This window comes from Pseudarthrobacter sp. As-47 (assembly GCF_058215595.1).
In genome coordinates, this window is record NZ_CM177088.1 from 1,369,347 (window position 1) to 1,388,161 (window position 18,815).

The 18,815-nt window shown below is 67.6% G+C and carries 14 protein-coding genes; 8 read left to right on the forward strand and 6 right to left on the reverse strand.

Annotated elements, in window-relative coordinates:
• Positions 1 to 26: 26 nt before the first annotated feature.
• From AC4BCK_RS06380 to AC4BCK_RS06390, 3 genes are all read left to right on the forward strand, one after another.
• Positions 27 to 263, forward strand: a complete 237-nt coding sequence (locus AC4BCK_RS06380) for a Trm112 family protein (RefSeq protein WP_490566753.1) — start codon at positions 27 to 29, stop codon at positions 261 to 263.
• Positions 264 to 360: 97 nt separating this feature from the next.
• Complete coding sequence (gene ahcY / locus AC4BCK_RS06385) at positions 361 to 1,839, forward strand: adenosylhomocysteinase (protein WP_174175568.1); 1,479 nt, start codon at positions 361 to 363, stop codon at positions 1,837 to 1,839.
• Between the two features lie 63 nt (positions 1,840 to 1,902).
• Positions 1,903 to 3,141, forward strand: a complete 1,239-nt coding sequence (locus AC4BCK_RS06390) for an Ig-like domain-containing protein (protein ID WP_174175570.1) — start codon at positions 1,903 to 1,905, stop codon at positions 3,139 to 3,141.
• A 2-nt stretch (positions 3,142 to 3,143) separates the two neighbouring features.
• On the opposite strand, the gene AC4BCK_RS06395 is transcribed toward AC4BCK_RS06390, so the two are convergent.
• Complete coding sequence (locus AC4BCK_RS06395) at positions 3,144 to 3,944, reverse strand: RDD family protein (protein ID WP_400592924.1); 801 nt, start codon at positions 3,942 to 3,944, stop codon at positions 3,144 to 3,146.
• A 72-nt stretch (positions 3,945 to 4,016) separates the two neighbouring features.
• On the opposite strand from AC4BCK_RS06395, the gene AC4BCK_RS06400 reads away from it, so the two are divergent.
• Together AC4BCK_RS06400 and AC4BCK_RS06405 are read left to right on the forward strand one after the other, a co-directional pair.
• Entirely contained in the window at positions 4,017 to 5,009 is a 993-nt protein-coding gene (locus AC4BCK_RS06400) for a stage II sporulation protein M (RefSeq protein ID WP_310109779.1), read from the forward strand.
• Positions 5,010 to 5,133: 124 nt separating this feature from the next.
• Positions 5,134 to 6,240 carry a TIGR01906 family membrane protein gene (locus AC4BCK_RS06405; RefSeq protein WP_174175574.1) on the forward strand — a complete coding sequence of 369 codons (1,107 nt, stop codon included), beginning with the start codon at positions 5,134 to 5,136 and terminating at the stop codon, positions 6,238 to 6,240.
• A 38-nt stretch (positions 6,241 to 6,278) separates the two neighbouring features.
• Here the strand turns inward: AC4BCK_RS06405 and AC4BCK_RS06410 are convergent, their stop codons facing one another.
• Positions 6,279 to 8,108, reverse strand: a complete 1,830-nt coding sequence (locus AC4BCK_RS06410) for an AMP-dependent synthetase/ligase (RefSeq protein ID WP_363937997.1) — start codon at positions 8,106 to 8,108, stop codon at positions 6,279 to 6,281.
• A gap of 66 nt (positions 8,109 to 8,174) precedes the next feature.
• The gene (locus AC4BCK_RS06415) at positions 8,175 to 9,893 is read right to left on the reverse strand and encodes a dolichyl-phosphate-mannose--protein mannosyltransferase (RefSeq protein WP_363937994.1); all 1,719 of its coding nucleotides are present in this window, start codon (positions 9,891 to 9,893) and stop codon (positions 8,175 to 8,177) included.
• Between the two features lie 54 nt (positions 9,894 to 9,947).
• Here AC4BCK_RS06415 and rsmI point away from each other — a divergent pair, with 54 nt between their 5' ends.
• Together rsmI and AC4BCK_RS06425 are read left to right on the forward strand one after the other, a co-directional pair.
• Entirely contained in the window at positions 9,948 to 10,823 is an 876-nt protein-coding gene (rsmI, locus tag AC4BCK_RS06420; protein WP_174175578.1) for a 16S rRNA (cytidine(1402)-2'-O)-methyltransferase, read from the forward strand.
• A 185-nt stretch (positions 10,824 to 11,008) separates the two neighbouring features.
• Positions 11,009 to 12,508 carry an NAD-dependent succinate-semialdehyde dehydrogenase gene (locus tag AC4BCK_RS06425; RefSeq protein ID WP_366277300.1) on the forward strand — a complete coding sequence of 500 codons (1,500 nt, stop codon included), beginning with the start codon at positions 11,009 to 11,011 and terminating at the stop codon, positions 12,506 to 12,508.
• A gap of 25 nt (positions 12,509 to 12,533) precedes the next feature.
• Here the strand turns inward: AC4BCK_RS06425 and AC4BCK_RS06430 are convergent, their stop codons facing one another.
• Genes AC4BCK_RS06430 through AC4BCK_RS06440 form a run of 3 tightly spaced genes read right to left on the reverse strand, consistent with a single transcriptional unit; the run spans position 12,534 to position 17,632 of the window.
• Entirely contained in the window at positions 12,534 to 15,056 is a 2,523-nt protein-coding gene (locus tag AC4BCK_RS06430) for a transglutaminase TgpA family protein (RefSeq protein WP_490566754.1), read from the reverse strand.
• Positions 15,053 to 16,495 (reverse strand): DUF58 domain-containing protein, encoded by a 1,443-nt coding sequence (locus tag AC4BCK_RS06435; RefSeq protein WP_174175584.1) that lies wholly within the window; start codon positions 16,493 to 16,495, stop codon positions 15,053 to 15,055. Before AC4BCK_RS06435 ends, AC4BCK_RS06430 begins: the two co-directional genes overlap by 4 nt.
• 9 nt (positions 16,496 to 16,504) lie before the next feature.
• Entirely contained in the window at positions 16,505 to 17,632 is a 1,128-nt protein-coding gene (locus tag AC4BCK_RS06440; RefSeq protein ID WP_174175586.1) for an AAA family ATPase, read from the reverse strand.
• Between the two features lie 163 nt (positions 17,633 to 17,795).
• Here AC4BCK_RS06440 and AC4BCK_RS06445 point away from each other — a divergent pair, with 163 nt between their 5' ends.
• Positions 17,796 to 18,701 carry a TatD family hydrolase gene (locus tag AC4BCK_RS06445; RefSeq protein ID WP_490566755.1) on the forward strand — a complete coding sequence of 302 codons (906 nt, stop codon included), beginning with the start codon at positions 17,796 to 17,798 and terminating at the stop codon, positions 18,699 to 18,701.
• Positions 18,702 to 18,815 lie beyond the last annotated feature (114 nt).

Below are 18,815 nucleotides of genomic sequence, written 5' to 3' on the forward strand. Positions count from 1 at the left end.
AGCGCGCCCGCCAGGGAGCACCAAGAATGCCACATATCAGTCCTGACCTGCTGTCCGTCCTCCGCTGTCCCGTGACGGGGTCGGCCCTGGTGCAGGAAGGCGAGGAACTGGTGGCGGCCTTCGCCGGGGACTCCGGAGTGAAGCCCCGCTACGCCATCGAGGACGGCATTCCGCTGCTCCTGCCACCCGAGCTGCTGGCCGCGGCCACCGCGGCAGGATCGGACCAGCACGATTCAGCGCCCGGAACGGGCCAGGCCACGTAGCAGCGACCGGGCCGGAACGCAGGCACCACGGCCGCCGTCGAATCTTACACAGCAACACCGGAACCAACCGCACTCCGGACAGGACGAAGGATTACCCATGACGTTTGATTACAAGGTTGCCGATATCACCCTGGCGGAAGCCGGTCGGCACCAGATCCGCCTTGCCGAGCATGAGATGCCGGGCCTGATGTCGCTCCGCGCCGAATTCGGCCCCACCCAGCCGCTCAAGGGCGCCCGGATCGCCGGATCCCTGCACATGACCGTGCAGACCGCCGTGCTGATCGAGACGCTCACGGCTCTCGGCGCCGAGGTCCGCTGGGCCTCCTGCAACATCTTCTCCACCCAGGACGAGGCCGCCGCGGCCGTGGTGGTCGGAAACGGAACCGTCGAGGACCCCCAGGGTGTGCCCGTGTTCGCCTGGAAGGGCGAGACGCTGGAGGAGTACTGGTGGACCGCCGAGCAGATCCTTACCTGGCCCGGCGCGGACAGCAACCCGGACCTCGGCCCGAACATGATCCTCGACGACGGCGGCGACGCCACCATGCTGGTCCACAAGGGAGCCGAATTCGAGGCCCTTGGAGCCGTCCCGGCAGCCGCCGATGACGAGTCCGAGGAAGGCCGCGTCTTCCTCGAGGTGCTGCGCGCCTCCCTGCAGGCGGACCCGCAGAAGTGGACCCGGATCGGCTCCCGCCTGCTGGGCGTCACGGAGGAAACCACCACCGGCGTGCACCGCCTCTACCAGCTCGCGGAGCAGGGCAAGCTGCTGTTCCCGGCCATCAATGTCAACGACTCCGTCACCAAGAGCAAGTTCGACAACAAGTACGGCATCCGGCACTCCCTGCCGGATGGCATCAACCGCGCCACCGACGTCCTGATGGGCGGCAAGATCGCCGTCGTCTGCGGGTACGGCGACGTCGGCAAGGGCGCGGCGGAGGCTTTCCGCGGCCAGGGCTCCCGCGTCATCGTCACCGAAATCGATCCCATTTGCGCACTCCAGGCAGCCATGGACGGGTACCAGGTCGCAAAGCTCGAATCCGTCCTCAGCGAGGGCCACATCTTCATCACCACCACCGGCAACAAGGACGTTATCCTGGCCGAGCACATGGCCGGGATGCGGGACAAGGCCATCGTGGGCAACATCGGCCACTTCGACAACGAGATCGACATGGCGGGGCTGGCACGTATCCCGGGCATCCGGAAGGTGGAAATCAAGCCGCAGGTGCACGAATGGGTACTTGACGAGGGAACGGACCGGGAACGGTCCATCATCGTCCTCTCCGAGGGGCGCCTGCTGAACCTCGGCAACGCCACCGGCCACCCGTCGTTCGTGATGAGCAACTCTTTCGCCAACCAGACGATCGCGCAGATTGAGCTCTTCACCAAGAGCAGCCAGCCGGAAGGGGAGCGGGAGTACGGGAACCAGGTCTACGTGCTGCCGAAGATCCTTGACGAGAAGGTTGCCCGGCTGCACCTTGACGCCCTCGGCGTGGAACTGACCGAGCTGTCGAAGGAGCAGGCCGCCTACCTGGATCTCGACGTCGCAGGCCCCTACAAGCCCGAGCACTATCGTTACTAAGAAGTAAAGTGCCCGGGTGCCCAGTGCGCCCGGGCCGTTACTTTCTGCGCCTAGGATCAAAACATGGAGCCCGAAGTCCCGTCCCGCCGTCCCGGTCGAATGAAAAAGATTCTTGTGGTGGCAGCCGTCTGCCTCCTCGCTGCCGTCGGCGGCGTCTTCGCCGCTGTCGCGCCGGATATCGCCCGCGGGGCTATCGAGTCCGAGTCCAGCTCCTCCGTGAGGACGTCCCCGGGAACCGCGATGCCCGTCGTTGCCCCGGTCACGTCCGAGGCCGCACCCGCCAACGGCGCAAAGCAGGTCAATCCCGCAGCCCCGGTTTCCCTCAAGGTCACTAACGGAACCATCGAACGCGTCACCCTGACCAGCACCACAGGTGAGGCGGTCGAGGGGAGCATCGACCCTGCCGGTACCGGCTGGACGGCCGCAGGGCCCCTGAAATTCAACACCGACTACAGCTACACGTACGTGGTCAAGGACGGCGCGGGTCGGGAGACCAGCACCACCCAGGCCTTCAGCACAGTCTCCAGCTCCCATGAGGCGGACGCCGCCATCTATCCCCTGGACGGCATGAAAGTGGGGGTCGGCCAGCCGCTGCAGGTCATCTTCAGCGAGCCCGTGGTTAACCGTGAGGCCGTGGAGAAAGCCATCAGCATTACCAGCAGTGCCGGCCAGGCAGGTGCCTTCCACTGGCACAGCGACACCATGGTCCGGTACCGCCCGGAGAACTTCTGGGCCGCCAACTCCACTATTGCCATGGACATGAAACTTTTCGGCGTGGACCTCGGCAACGGGCAGATCGCCAACTTCAACAAGAAGGTGAACATCTCCATCGGCGACAAGAAGGTGGCGGTGGCCGACTCCGCCGCCCACACGTTCACGCTGAGCGTCAATGACCAGGTGGTCAAGACCCTGCCCGTCAGCATGGGGGACAAGCGCTTCCCGTCAGCGCGCGGTTACGGGGTGCTGATGGAGAAGAAGCGCTACGACCACTTCCGGGCCTCGAGCATTGGGCTCAAGCCCGACGATCCTGCCTACTACGGGGACGTGGACGTGGAGTACACCATCCGCCTCACCCTCAGCGGCGCCTATATCCACCAGGCCCTGGAGTCTGCCTATCCGTTCATCGGCAACGCGAACGTCTCGCATGGCTGCATTGGGTTCGCTCCCGACGGCGCCGCCTGGGTCTTCGACAACATGGGCACCGGCGACGTGGTCCAGATCGTAAACACCGAGGGGGACTACGCCGCCCACGATGACGGGTTTGGCGACTGGAACATCCCGTGGAGCGAGTACGACAACTAGCGTCAGGTGCCGAAGGGGAGCCGCTGCAGCCGTTCTCCGATTTCCGTGTTGCGCCGGCGTGCCTGGGTCAGCCGGGCCAACTCCCTGCTCCGGCGTTCAGCAACGACGGCGGCAAGGTAGTCGTCGGGGCTGGTCCCCGGAGGCGGGGGCGGGGCCACATGGGCGGACAGTTCGGTGGCGATGGAGGCAGCCATACCGGCCCGGGACAGGGGCGCCATCCTCCCGGCCTGCCGGATGAACTGGGAGGCCCTGCGCACCGTCGCATCGGGAATCCTGCCGATGTCGGCGGCCGCTGCCCACGCCCGGAGGCGAGGCGGCACAAACACCGGAACCGGCTGCTCCATCGGCACGCGGGTGCGGACGGCATAGGTTCCGGCCAGCAGGTCACCCAACCGCCGCGACCTGTCATTGAAAAGCGCAACCGTCAGCGCCACACCGCCGAACGTCAGGTAGATCTCCAGGAACCCGGTCAGCCCGCGGATGACCGCGTGCCGGAAGCGGATGGCACCACCGTCATCCCGGACCACCCGGAGGCCGGTGGCCAGTTTCCCCAGGGAGCGGCCGCGGCTCAGCGTTTCAACGGCCACCGGAATGATGACCAGGCAAAAGACGACGCTGGCCAGGGTCAGGGCACGTGCGGCAGCCTCGTCGAGGTCCTCGCCGGCTGCGGCAAGCCCGATCAGGAACGCCACGAGCAGGACGATGTTGAGGGCTGCATCCACGAGCAGCCCGAGCGCACGGGCGGCAAAGGACGCCGGCCTCAGCTCCAGGACTACGGCCTCGCCGGTGATAATCGAACTCACTGTACTTCCCCGTTCCGCCGCCCTCCCGGTGCGGTCGCTCAAAGTCTAGTGTGGTGGCGCTAGGCTGGTCGCGTGGATATGGACGCCTTTTCCGCAACCAACGCGGACAAGTGGGCACGGCTGCATGAGCTTGCCTCCAAGGGCAGGCTCAACGGGCGTGAGGCCGATGAGCTGCTGGCGCTGTACCAGTCCACGTCCGCCCACCTTTCCCTGATCAGGTCAGTCGCGCCCGAGAGCGGATTGTCCGCCTCGCTGTCCGCCACGCTGGCCCAGGCGCGGACGCGCTTTACGGGGGCCAGGTCCAACGTGCCGGCGGACCTGGCGCGCTTTTTTGTGGTGGCCCTTCCGGCCGCGCTGTACCGGTTGACCTGGCTCACGCTTGCCTGTGGTGCGGCCTTTATCCTTATTGGCGCGGCGTACGCGCTGTGGATCGGCACGTCGCCTGAGGCGCTGCGGGCAGTGGCCACCGAGGCGGCGGCCAGGCAATACGTCGAGGAAGACTTCATCAACTACTACTCGGAAAACCCGGCCGCCTCGTTTGCCGGTGCTGTCTGGACCAACAACGCCTGGATCAGCGCGCAGGCCGTAGCGCTGGGGATTACGGGTTTCTGGGTGCCGATGATCCTGTTCAGCAACGCCCAGGGGGTTGGCGTTGCGGCCGGAATTTTCGCCGCCGCCGGCAAGAGCGACGTCTTCTTCAGCTACATCCTGCCGCACGGACTGATGGAACTCACCGCCGTGTTCATCGCCTGCGCGGCCGGCCTTCGGATCTTTTGGGCCATGGTGTCACCGGGCCCGCGGACCAGGGGACGGGCTGTTGCCGAGGAAGGCAGGTCCCTGATCACCGTGGCCCTGGGCCTGGTCCTCGTGCTGTTTGCCTCCGGTCTGGTTGAAGGCTTCGTCACCCCCAGCCCGCTGCCGGTGTGGGCCAAGATCGGGATCGGAGCCGCTGTCCTGGCCGCGTACTGGTTCTATGTGCTGAGGTGGGGCAGGCCCGCCTATCTTGCGGGAGAACGCGGGGACCTGCGGCGCGAAGACGCGGGCTACACGGAAATCGCTGCCTGAATCGTTGTAATTCCGCCGGGGTGGTTCCTCGTCCAGCCCAATGCCCGGACGGTAGGCTCGACACCAGATAAGCGCGCCAGCTGAGCCCGGCCCGGCGCGGAATTTCGACGGAAGTGACGCTGCTGTGAAAGACGAAACACCGGCCCGCGCCAAGAGCGCCGAGCCGCAGCCGGAACCCCACCTGGACACGTCCGGGGACTCCGACGAGCCCGCGTTTTCCTGGCTGAACCCCGCCGGGAAGGGCTCCGGTCCAGCAGCGGGGTCTTCCGCGTCACCCGCTGCCCCTTCGCCTGCTGACAGCCCGGCCGCTGCATCATCCACCGCCGGCGGCGGCTCCACCGTGAACGGGCCCATCCAGCCGGAGAGCAGGGCGGACCGGAAAGCCGCCGAAGCCGCCGCTGAGGCGCCCGGGGAGGACAGTTCCCCGGTTTTCAAGGAACCGCTCCCTACCTCCGCGCTGCAGGTCCGCCCGCCGGAGGAAGAGGTGGAACGCCGCAATGCCCAGCGGGAGAGTGCCGCCAACGCCAAGCCTGTGGCGCCCCGGGTGATGCAGGTGCTGCTCGCCGTCTTCTTCCCGCTGGTCCTGCTCATCCTGGCTGTCCGGGCGGTGACCAGCCCGCTGTTCCTGTGGGTGGAGTACAACCGGCCCGGGTTCCCCGGCGACGGGTACGGGTTCAGCACGGACGACCGGATGACCTACGGCTCCTACGCCGTGGACTACCTGAGCAACTGGTCCGGCCCGCGCTACCTCGGGGACCTGGTGCACCGCAGTGGCGACAAGCTGTTCAAGGACGGCGAGGTGAGCCACATGGCGGACGTCAAACTGGTGATCCTGTCCACGTTCGGTGCCGGCGTCCTGCTGGTCCTGTTCAGCATTGTGGCCATCCTTTACCTCCGCAAGCGAAGCACGGGTGGAGTCCGGAGGGGCCTGTTCGCCGGCTCCATCGTCACCCTGGTCATCATCCTGGGCCTGGGCACCCTGGCAGTGCTGGGCTGGCAGCAGTTCTTTACCGAGTTCCACCGCATCTTCTTCGCCGACGGGTCCTGGACGTTCAGCCTGGACGACACCCTGATCCGGTTGTTCCCCGGCCAGTTCTGGATTGATGCCGGCATGGTCATAGCAGGCCTGGTGCTGCTGGCTTCACTCGTGACCCTGGTCCTCACCTGGCCCACCCGCCGGCGGCGTGGCCTGGCCAAGGACGTGGCAGCACCGGCGGCGGTTGAGGAGTAGGTCCCGCAGCGTTGCGGGCGCGGCCGGGGGACTGCGCCCTAGGAGTAGAGTTTGGCGATCTCACCGGCGTAGTCGCGCACGACGGCGGCCCGCTTCAGTTTGAGGGACGGCGTCAGGTGTCCTGACTCCACGGTGAACTGGACGTCAAGGAGCGAGAAGCTGCGGATGGACTCTGCCTTGGACACGAGCAGGTTGGCGTGGTCCACCGCCTCCTGGACTGCCGCAAGGATTTCCGGATCGCTGACCGCGTCACCCGCTGCAAGGGCGGGCAGGCCGCGTTCGGACCGCCAGTTGTCCACGCCCTCCGGGTCCAGCGTCACCAGGGCCGAGACAAAGGGTTTGCCGTCGCCCACCACCACGGCATGGCCTACCAGCTGGTGGGCACGGATCGTCTCCTCGAGCGGGCCCGGCGCCACGTTCTTGCCGCCTGCGGTGACCAGCAGGTCCTTCTTGCGGCCGGTGACGGTGAGGAACCCCTGTGCATCGAGTTCCCCGAGGTCACCGGTCCGGAAAAACCCGTCAACGAAGGCCTCAGCGTTCGCGGCCCGGTTGTTGTGGTACCCCTTGAAGACGCCAATCCCCTTGACCAGGATCTCGCCATCTCCCGCCACCCGGATGGTGGTGCCCGGGACCGGGATGCCCACTGAGCCCACGCGCGTCCTGGCCGGTGTGTTGGCCGTGCACGGTGCCGTGGTTTCGGTCAGTCCGTAGCCCTCCAGCACGGGGATCCCGGCGCCGCGGAAAAAGTGGGCGTCATCAAGGGACAGGGGACTGGCACCGGATACGGTGTACCCCACCTGCCCGCCCAGGGCCTGCCGAAGCCGGGGATACAGCAGCCGGTCGAAGAGTGCGTGCCGTACACGGCAGAGCAGCCCGGGCCCGTCGCCCTGGCCACGATTGCGCAGGTCTTCTTCCCGCGAGTACTCCATGGCGGTCTCTGATGCAGCCTTGAACAGCCGGGCCTTGCCCGCCAGCGCTGCCTTGTGGGCAGCGGTAGCCCGGACTTTCTCGAAGATCCGCGGCACCACCAGCAGGAACGTGGGGCGGAACGAGCCCAGGTCCTCCAGGAGCTGCGCCGCCCCCGGTGTGTGTCCCAGGGTGGCCCCGGCGGTGAGGCAGACCACCTGCACGGCGCGGGCCAGGACGTGTGCCAGCGGAAGGAACATCAGGGTGCGTGCCTGGTCCTGCAGCAGCAGCTCCGGAAGGAACGCCACGATGTTCTTTGCCACCAGGGCGAAGTTCCCGTGGGTAATCTCGCAGCCCTTGGGATTGCCTGTGGTGCCTGAGGTGTAAACGAGGGAGGCGACATCGTCCAGCCCGGCCTGGCTGCGGTGTCGTTCAAGCTCCGCGTCCGTGACTCCGGTGCCGGCAGCGGCGAGGCTGGCAAGGTCCGGCGCTTCGCCGTCGTAATCCATCCTCACCACGTTGACGAGCCGGTCCCGAAGGAGGTCGGAGCCGGCCAGGACATCGGAGACCAGGGCCACAAGGCTGCGGTCCCCGGCAAAGACGCGGCGCACCCCCGCGTCCTGGATGATCCACTCCACCTGGCGGGCGGAGGATGTTTCGTAAATGGGGACCGTCACCGCGCCGGCGAACCAGATGGCGAAATCGACCAGGGTCCACTCGTAGGATGTGGGTGACATGACCGCCACCTTGTCGCCGGGCTCGATGCCGCCGGCAATCAGGCCCTTGGCCAGGGCGCTGACGTCCTGCAGGAACTTCGCGGCCGTGACATCCACCCAGCCGTTCGGGCCCTTTCGCCGGTACAGGGCATGGGCAGGGTTGGCGGCATGCTGCTCCAGGAGCAGGTCGGTCACGTTGCTGGCGGCGTCAAGCTCAACCAGCAGTTCGGTGCTTGCTTCTCTCACAGCAGGTCTCCGTTCCGCTGCCACGCCGCGGCAGCGGCTCAGTTGGGGGTCTGATGCCATCCTGCCCTAGATCCAGGACGGCATCCACATCCGGACTTTCCAGGCGTCGTAGGGAATGGTTTCCGCGGCCCAGACAGGATAGAAGAATGCCGACAGCAGGATTGCCGCAGCGATGAACAGTGCCACCAGGTACAGCCCTGACCGGCGGCGCCAGGGCGGGTCGGAGGCCCTGCCCAGGACGAGGCCCAGGCAGTACACGAGCGCCAGAATGAGGAACGGCTCGAAGGACACCGCGTAGAAGTAGAACATGGTCCGTTCGGGGTACAGGAACCACGGCAGGTAGCCTGCGCCCACACCGGCCAGTATGGCGCCGGCACGCCAGTCCCGCCGCCCGGCCCACCAGAACAGCAGGACCACCAGGGAAATAACGGCGCCCCACCAGATCAGCGGATTTCCCACGGACAGGATGGCCGAGGTGCATTTTTCCACCGCGCAGCCGGGACTGCCCTGCGGCGGAGTCTCGTAAAAGAACGACGTCGGCCTGCCAAGTACCAGCCAGCTCCATGCGCTTGCCTCGTACGGGTGGTCCGATCCAAGGCCCTGGTGGAAGGTGTAGGCCTCCCGGTGGTAGTGCGCCAGCGAGCGGACGGCGTCCGGCAGCCAGTCCCATCCGGGGGAGGCGTTGCTTTGCGCCCACCGGCGGAAGTAAGCATTCTCGGACCGGAACCAGCCGGTCCACGATGCCGCGTACACCAGCCCGGCCACCGGCACCATGCTGATGAACGCCGGAATCCCGTCCTTGATGATGCCGCCGCTGATCCAGCCCCGGATACCGGCAACCCGCCGGGCGTTGAGGTCCCACAGGACCGTGAGGAGTCCGAACCCGGCAAGGAAGAACAAACCAGACCATTTGGTCCCGACGGCGAGCCCCAGGCAGATCCCCGCCGCCACGCGCCACCAGCGGATCCCCAGCCACGGACCGGACAGCAGCTGTCCCGTCGTCGGACGCCCTCCGTTGTCGGCGGCGGCGCGCGCCAGCCGGAGCGCCAGCCGGCGCCGGCCGCTGTCCCGGTCCAGCAGCAGGGCCCCGAAGGCGGCCAGGACCCAGAACATCAGGAAGATATCCAGCAGCGACGTCCGGGACATCACCAGGTGGTGGCCGTCCACCGCAAGGAGGAGCCCGGCCGCCCCCGCCAGGGGAAGCGACCGGAAGAGCTTCAGGGCAATCAGGGACAGGAGCAGAATGGACAGTGTGCCGGTCAGGGCTGCCGCGAAGCGCCAGCCAAAAGGGTTGTCCGGGCCGAAGATCCCCATGCCGGCGGCGATCATCCACTTGCCCACGGGCGGATGGACCACGTACTCGGGGGAGTCCAGCAGCACACCAGGGTTTCCGGCGTTGAACGCGTCATTGGCCTTGTCCGGCCAGCCGCGCTCGTAGCCGCTGACCAGGTAGGAGTATGCGTCTTTGACGTAGTACGTTTCGTCGAAGACCAGCTTGGGCGGGGCCTCAAGCCGGACGAACCTGAGGATCCCGCCGGCAAGGGCGGTCAGGACGGGGACCAGCAGGAACCACAGCCTCAGCGACGGCGGGTAGTCGCGCCATCCGCGGGCGCTGCCGAGGAGCCGTGCCAGCAGCGATTCGACCGTGAAGGCGTCGGCGGGGCGGCTGACCCAGGGCCGGTGGGGGGAACTGCCCGAACCGCCTGCTGTCCTCCCGGTTTCATCACCGGATGCCGCGGGGGCGGCCTGTCCGGTCCCGCCCGGCCGCGTCGAGGTCTGCGTCACCAGCCCATGCTACCGTTTGCGGCCGGCGGTCCACGGCAGCAGTAGGCTGGTGGCGTGGACCCTAACCCCAGCACCCTTCCTGATTCCGGCCCGGCACCTGCGGGGCGCATCGTGCTCGCCGCCACCCCGATCGGGAACACCGGTGACGCTTCCGCCCGGCTGGTGGAACTGCTGGGAACCGCGGACATTGTGGCAGCCGAGGACACCCGCCGCCTCCACCGGCTGGTCCAGAGCCTGGGCGTCACGGTGGCCGGGCGGGTCATCAGCTACCACGAGCACAACGAGGCCACCAAGACCGCCGAGCTGCTGGCACAGGTGCAGGCAGGAAGCACCCTGGTCATGGTTACGGACGCCGGGATGCCCTCGGTCTCGGACCCTGGTTTCCGCCTGGTTGAAGGGGCGGTCGCTGCAGGCCTCACCGTGACGGCGGTTCCGGGGCCGTCGGCGGTACTCACCGCCCTGGCCTTGTCCGGCCTGCCCACGGACCGCTTCTGCTTTGAGGGGTTCCTTCCGCGGAAGGCCGGTGAGAGGGCGTCGCGGCTGGCCGAGCTTGCGGGGGAGCGCAGGACCATGGTGTTCTTCGAGGCACCGCACCGGCTGGAGGTGATGCTGCGGGCGCTGCGCGAACGGTTCGGACCGGACCGTCCCGTCGCCGTCTGCCGTGAACTGACCAAAACATATGAAGAGGTCATCCGCGGCACGCTCAGTGAACTATTGGTGTGGGCGGAAAGCACGGAGATCAGGGGCGAGATCGCCGTCGTCCTTGGCGGGGCGCCGGAAAAGGCGCCCGGGACGCCGGAGGACCATGTGGCCGCCGTGAACGAACTCGTGGCCCAGGGCATCCGGCTCAAGGAAGCGGTGGCAGCGGTGGCCGAGGACGTCCGGGTGAGCAAACGGGAACTGTACTCCGCTGTGCTGGCGGCCCGCTGACCGTCCCCGCAAACGATGCCCGATCCGCTGTGCAGCTGCACAGCAGCGCCATGATGCGGCAGTGCGCAACGGCGTAGACCAGCCGGAAGCCGCCGCAGTAGTCTGGCAGTAATTCAGCCTGTATGGGCCCGGTCGCTCCGGCCGCCGCCAAGGGCTGCACCAACCCTACTGACGAGGGAGTCATCGTGACTGTCACTGCACAGCCGGCCGTTTCCGCAGACCGCGAAAGCGCCCTTCTGGCCTCTGTCCCCACTGGCCTGCTCATCAACGGTGAATGGCGGGACGCCATCTCCGGGAAGACCTTCGACGTCGAGGATCCCGCCACCGGGAAGGTGCTCTTGAGCCTTGCCGACGCCGGTGCCGAGGATGGCAAGGCCGCCCTGGACGCTGCCGCCGCGGCCCAGGATTCCTGGGCCAAGGTGCCCCCGCGCGAACGGGGCGAGATCCTCCGCCGCGCGTTCGAGCTCGTCACCGAACGCGCCGAAGACTTCGCGCTGCTGATGACCATGGAAATGGGCAAACCGCTGGCCGAAGCCCGCGGTGAGGTCACGTACGGTGCCGAGTTCCTGCGCTGGTTCTCCGAGGAAGCAGTGCGTGCGTTCGGCCGCTACTCGGTGTCCCCGGACGGCAAGTCCCGCCTGCTGGTGACCAAGAAGCCGGTGGGCCCCTGCCTGCTGATCACGCCGTGGAACTTCCCGCTGGCCATGGCAACCCGCAAGATCGCCCCGGCCGTCGCCGCAGGCTGCACCATGGTCCTGAAGTCCGCGAACCTCACCCCGCTGACCTCCCAGCTGTTCGCCGCCGTCATGATGGAGGCCGGCCTGCCCGCCGGTGTCCTGAACGTCATCCCCACCTCTACCGCTGGTGCCACCACCGGCCCGCTGATCAAGGATTCCCGGCTCCGGAAGCTCTCCTTCACCGGGTCCACCGAGGTGGGCCGCCGCCTGCTCTCCGACGCCTCCGAAACCGTCCTGCGCACCTCCATGGAACTGGGCGGCAACGCACCGTTCCTGGTCTTCGAGGATGCCGACATCGATGCCGCCGTCGCCGGTGCCATGCTCGCCAAGCTCCGCAACATGGGCGAGGCCTGCACGGCAGCGAACCGGTTCATCGTGCACGAATCCGTCGCGGCCGAGTTCGCGGAGAAGTTCGCCGAAAAGATGAAGGACATGACCACCGCCCGCGGCACCGAGCCGGAGTCCAAGGTGGGCCCGCTGATCGACGCGAAGAGCCGGGACAAGGTCCACGAACTGGTCTCCGACGCCGTGGCCTCCGGCGCCACAGCCGTCCTGGGCGGCGGGCCGGTGGAAGGCCCGGGCTACTTCTACCAGCCCACCATCCTCTCCGGCGTCACCGAAGGCACCCGCATCCTGTCCGAGGAAATCTTCGGACCGGTCGCGCCCATCATCACCTTCAGCTCAGAGGATGACGCGGTGCGCCTGGCCAACAACACCGAATACGGACTGGTGGCCTACGTCTTCACCAAGGACCTGAACCGGGGCATCCGGATGGGCGAACGCCTCGAAACCGGCATGCTCGGCCTGAACGCAGGCGTCATCTCCAACGCCGCGGCACCCTTCGGCGGCGTCAAGCAGTCCGGCCTGGGACGCGAGGGCGGCCTCGAAGGCATCGAGGAATACCTCTACACCCAGTACATCGGCATCGCCGACCCGTACGCCGGATAACGCCCGGATCAGGTACAGCGGCCGGTCAGCCGCCGCTGTGCCGCCGAACGCCGTCGCCCGCCCCCTGCCTGGAATGACCAGGACGGGAGCGTGCGACGGCTTTTGCCGTCCTGCGCAGGAAGTGCCCTGTGGCCAGGAAAGGTGCGGCAAGCAGCCGGCCCAGCCGTCCCATCACGGACGGTGGGATCCACGCCGCCTGAAGCCGCCTGGGCAAGCCCGCATTGGCCTGCAGGGACGATTCCACGGCCGCAACCTGCGCAGCCACGGCGCCGCCGGTTCCGCGGGCCGGACCGGGCTGTCCGCCGTCGGCCGCTGCCTCCGGGTCAGCGCCGGACGGGCGGCCATAGCTGTGGCGTTCGAAGCCTGCCGTGAGTGCGGCGACGGCCTGGTGCGCCGCCCGGTCCAGGCCATCGGGATCCCCCAGCAGCGCGCCGCGCAGCCGCGCTGAATACGCGCGGGGCGTTTCGCTGGATCCGGGGGGAAGGCCAAAGTCGGTGCCGAGGTCCAGCAGTTCACGCCAGCCCAGGGGCACCGCGTTAGCGGGGTCCTGGGGCCTCAGCCGCCTGGCCCTCATGCCTGCCCTGATGAGCCGGGGCGCGGCCATCAGGAGTGCCAGCCCCAGGACGCTGCATGCGACCAGGAGCCACGGCAGGAGCTGGACGCCCGGATCGGCACTTCCGCCGCCGCCGGGTGCGGGCAGCGCAGTGGCGCTCGGCGCGGGCGTGGGTGCGGGGGTGGCATCGGGAAGCAGGTCATCATTGTTGTCAAGCGCGTCAGGGGCGGCAGCGGTGGAGGATTCCGTGGCGTAGTCGGGAACCACGCCGCGGGACGGGGTGGGTTCGAAAGGCACCCAGCCCAGGCCCTGGAAGTAGAGCTCCGGCCAGGCGTGGGCATCGCGCGCATCCACCTCATACTCCGGCAGTGCTCCCTGGCCTGCCACCGAAACCGTGGCGCCGGTAAGCCTGCCCGGTGCGTAGCCCACCGCGATGCGGCTGGGGATGCCCTCGAGCCTCGCCATCACAGCCATCGCGGACGCGTAGTGGATGCAGTATCCGCTCTTTTGCTCAAGGAAGTCGGCCAGGACCGACAGCCCGTTGCCGTCATAGCCGCCCTGCACCGGAGACTGCAGGGAATAGGTGAACTCCGCCGAACGGAGGTATTTCTGGATGGCCATGGCCTTCGCGTACGGGGTGCCTGTCCCCGCCACGGTATCGGCGGTGCTGCGGACAATGTCCGGAACGTTGCCGGGAATCCTGGTGAAATCCTCCGGGATGCCCTGGACGGCGGCCGAGGACTGTGCCAGGAGCCCTGCCGTCAGCCGGGGGGCGGTGGACGTGACCAGGTACTCCTGCCGCCGGGACGTGGTGGTGTCCGAACCTTTGATGCTGAGGGTGGCCGGGTCCCAGGTCCACCGCCCGCTGAGTCCGCGGACCGATTCCGGGGCATACGGGGCAGGGAGATAGGGGCTGGTGAAGCTGCCGGCGTCGATGGCTGTGACCAGCCGCTGCTGCTCGTCCGCCAGGACTGTGTAGCCGGGATCGATGCGCCCGCCCAGGGGCAGCCGGGAGGCGTCACGGTCGTCCGGCCCCCAGGAGTCGCCATCGAAATGGTCAACGGTGACGGAGCGCAGGTACAGCGGGGTGGAGGCGTTCGTGGCGTAGGTGATCCGGCCGCTGCCGTCAGGTGTCCGCAGGCTGTTGCCCAGCGTGATCATGGGGTTAAGGCCGGTGGAGGTGCCCCACGGGTTGAGCCGGGAACCTTGCGGAAACGTTCCCTGGTCAAAGCCGGGAATGGCCATGGGCACCACCAGTGTGGCGGCCAGGGCAACAGATCCCGTAAGCACGGCACGCTTCACCTGGCCCGGGCTGCGCGCGGAATCAGTCTGGAACCGGGCACTGGGGGCGAAATACTGGCTGCAGGCGAGGACCGCCAGGTATCCCGCCACCGTGAAGGCGAAGCCCCAGAAACCCACGCTTTGCGGCTTGATCATTGCCGGCACCACCAGGATGGCCAGCAGCCCCACCCCGGACGCAGCGGGAATGCCGAGCGGCACCGCGAGGGCGTCCACCAGGATCACCGCCAGGCCCAGCACAGCGCAAATGACCATGACGATGCCCACATTCGGCGCCACGGGAGCCGTCTCTGAAAGGACGGTTTCGCTGGCCCTCCGGATGAGGCGGTTCAGCTCAACGAGGGTTCCGGCGGTAGGGATGAACCCGGCCAGGCTGGAGCTGCGGAAGAACGTCAGTGTCAGGATGGCGCCCAGGGAGATGAATCCACCGGCCGTCACCAGGAGGGGCTGGGCGCGTACGGACCGCAGGGCAGCCAGCGTGAGGCTGACCACCACGACGGTGGTCAGGACGGGCCAGTACCAGCCCCAGCCGCGGAGCACCCCGTTCAGCGAAAGCGCGGCACCGGAGACGGCAACGGCGATGGCGCCGGCCATGGCCCAGGGGTAGGCGCCCACCCGGTGCCGTGCGGCGGCCTGCTCCGGCCTGCGTCCGGACTGCCTGCTGGCTCCCGGACTGCGCGTTGGGGCCGCGGTCACCGCGCGGCTCCGGTTCCGCGGCGGACCTCGGCCGAGGGAGCGGGCACTGCCACGTCTTGGTCGAACTGGCTCCAGGCCGATGCCACGGACACGGCGGGCGCAACGGCCACCGCCCGCCACCCTCCCTGCCGCAGCACTTCCAAAACCTCCGCTGACTCGCCGGGCTTTTCCGTCACGATGACGGCGAAGGCATTCGTGGCGTAGCCCGCGGCAGGGGCAAGGGCGAGGGCCTCCATCCGCGAGAGTGTTCCAAGGACCGCGATCACCGGACCCCTCATGCGGTGTGCGGAAAGTTTGTCCATGAGCAGGTCATCGAAGGCCTCAGGTCCCGCGTCGAGGGCAGTGCGCTCGCCGGCTGCACCGACCCGGCCCGCCCAGTGCTGGAGGGCGTTGTCACGGTGGGGGTGGTGGGACCCGGTCAGCTGGATGGCTGCCAGGCTTTCGGCGATGGACTGGAGCCCGGCTGCGCCGCTGTACTCCTCCACCTCAGGCTCGGGGGCCGACGGCGAACGCAGGAAGGCGGGTCCGCCGCCGGTGTCGAGCAGGCGCAGCGCGTAGTTCCGTTCCGCCAGGTGTGCGCTGATGGACATGACTGCCACGACCGACCATTCGAAGGTTCCGCTGGTGGCCAAGGGGTGCCCGTCCGGGCCTGCCTGCCCCGCCGGCCCGCCGGAACCTCCATTAAACGCACCGTACCGGTGGTCCATGATGACCGTGGCCTCAGGTGTGGTGACGGATTCCTCCTGGCGCACCATGAGGTCGCCGTGGCGTGCGGTGGCAGCCCAGTGCACCCGCCGCATCGGGTCGCCGTGGCGGTACTCGCGGGTCATCACGTCGTCATCGCTGGGGTTGGCTCGGATCCTGGTGGCGGTCACGCCGTCATTGCCGCGCGCGCCGGCCAGTCCGGTGAGGGGAAGGACGACGGCGGCGGGCGTCACGGTGAGGATGTCGCCGTCGTCTATTGCCTGCCTGTGCAGCGACAGGCCAAACGGATCCGTGAATTCGGCGGTCACCGGGCCGATGAGGAACTGGCCGCGCTGGGCCGAACGGAGGTGGTATTCATACCGGCTGGTGCCCCCGGTGGCTGAACGGGAGGGGAACCGGAAAGCCGGCGACTCGCCGAAACGGGCGGGCAGCCGCTCCTCCATGGTGGCGCTTCCGCTTCCGCTGCCCGTCCGTGCCACTGCGAGCCGCACGGTTGTGGGCGCCGACGTTTCCACGGGCGACGGAGTGAACTCGCGGTACACCCGGAACCGGGGCTTGACCAGCCGGATCCCGGCAAGGGAAACCAGGGGGAGGACAATCAGCAGTACTGCCAGCGTCAGCAGGTCCCTGCGGCCCATGACGTAGGCGGCGCCCACTGCAACCCCGCCGGCGGCGATCATTCCCCAACCGCGTTGGGTGAAGAGGTGCCGCGGCACCCTGTCCGACAGCGCCATGGGTTTCCCCTACTGGTTCCTGCTCAGCCCGGTGACCGGGGCCGCTGTCCTGCCGGCAGGTGCCGCATTCCTTGTGCCGGTTCCGGCGCCCTCCGAAGTGACCGGCAGGCGGGACAGGATGCCCCTCAGTACGCTGTGCGGGGTTTCCCCGGACCCGGCAGCCTTGCGGTCCAGGATGATGCGGTGCGCCAGGACAGCTTCGGCCACGTGGACGACGTCGTCCGGCAGGACGAAGTCCCGGGCGTCCAGGGCGGCGGTGGCTTTCGCCGCCCGGAGCAGCTGCAGCAGGGAGCGTGGGCTGGCGCCAAGCCGGAGCAGTGGACTTTCCCTGGTGGCCCTACCCAGCGACACGGTGTATTCCTTGACGGCCTTGGACACGTAAACCTGCTGCACCGTGGTGATCATGGCGGCCACCTCCGCCGAGGTGACCACCGCGGAGACCCTGGTCAGGGGCGAGGTGGCCTGATGCGTCTCGAGCATCTCAATCTCGGCGTCCTTGTCCGGGTACCCCATGGAGATCCGGGCCATGAACCGGTCCCGTTGCGCCTCCGGCAACGGATAGGTCCCTTCCATTTCGATGGGGTTCTGGGTGGCCACCACCATGAACGGCTCGTCGAGCCGGTACGAGGTGCCGTCAACCGTGACCTGGTGCTCTTCCATGCATTCGAGCAGCGCTGACTGTGTCTTGGCGGAGGCCCTGTTGATTTCGTCGCCAATGACAATGTTGGCAAAGACCGCCCCCGGCCGGAACTCGAACAGGCGGGAGGACTGGTTGTAGATGGACACACCCGTCACATCCGACGGCAGCAGGTCGGGGGTGAACTGGATCCGGTTGACGGTGCAGTCGATGGTGCGGGCCAGGGTCTTCGCGAGGAGTGTTTTCCCCACTCCGGGCACATCTTCGAGGAGCAGATGCCCCTGGGCCAGCAGGACGGTCAGTGCCAGCCTGGCGGCGTCGGATTTCCCATCGATGACGGTATTGACAGACGAGAGGATGCGCTGCGTTGCCGCGTGGAAACCTTCCGCGTCCATGGCGGCCGGGCGGTGCCCGTTCAGGTGGCTGACGGGATCAGCGAGCCCCGCCAGGGTGCGGTTCGCAGCGCTCACATCGTTGGCAGTGCGTCGGTGGGATTCCATCGGCAACCTTTCAGCCCGGGGTTCTACCTGGACGGGACAACAAGCCTGCCGTCGCCCGTCGGTGGGCGTTCGCATGTGTTCCTACCAGACTACTAACACAACTGCCGCAGCTGACAGAGAGTTCCGACAAAAATGGGGAAGGGTCCGCGGCTAGGCTGGATGGATGTGCACCTCGCTTCCTCCTGCCGCTTATCAGGACCCTGGCACCGATGACGCCCAGGAGCCGCGCAGTTCCCGGCCAAAGGCCTTCCCGCCCGCTCCCGAGCCCCTGCCCATACCCGTGATGGATAACCACACACACCTGGACTTCCCGGATGGCAAGGCTCCCGTTGGGATATCGGCGGCGCTTGATGCCGCTGCCGCCGTGGGCGTCCAAGGTGCGGTGCAGGTGGGCTGCGACCTTGAGTCATCACGGTTCACCGTCCAAGCGGTTGACCTGGACCGCCGGCTGTTGGGGGCGGTGGCGTTGCACCCCAACGACGCTCCCCGCTACGCCGCCCGCGGCCAGTTGGAAGAGGCGCTGGCGGAAATTGAACAGCTGGCCGCCCACCCGCGGATCCGGGCCATCGGCGAGACCGGCCTGGACTACTACCGCACCGAAGGAGAAGGCCTGGCGCACCAGCGGCACTCCTTCCGCCGCCATATCGACATCGCCAAACGCCTCGACCTGACGCTCCAGATCCACGACCGGGACGCGCACGACGACGTCGTCCAGGTGCTCCGGGAAGAAGGCGCCCCTGCACGCGTGGTCTTCCACTGTTTCTCCGGCGATGAGGATCTGGCAAGAACCTGCAACCAGGAGGGCTGGTGGATGTCCTTTGCCGGAACCCTGACCTTCCGCAACGCCGCCAACCTGCGTGCTGCGCTCGCTGTTGCGGATCCCAACCTGGTCCTGGTGGAAACCGATGCGCCGTTCCTTACCCCGCACCCGCACCGGGGCCGGCCAAATGCCAGCTACATGGTCCCTTACACGGTCCGGGCCATGGCCGAATTGACAGGAACTGACCTGGCCGGGCTGTGCGCCGGAATCGCCGACAATACCGTGCGGGCATACGGAAGCTGGGACTGAGGGACCGATTTCCCGGCGTTACATTATGAATACCAGGTATGCATAATTCTTGGCGGCTTTATAACGCTACGGTTACAGTGGACATTTATTAGCCGGGGTCGGGGAAGGCCAACG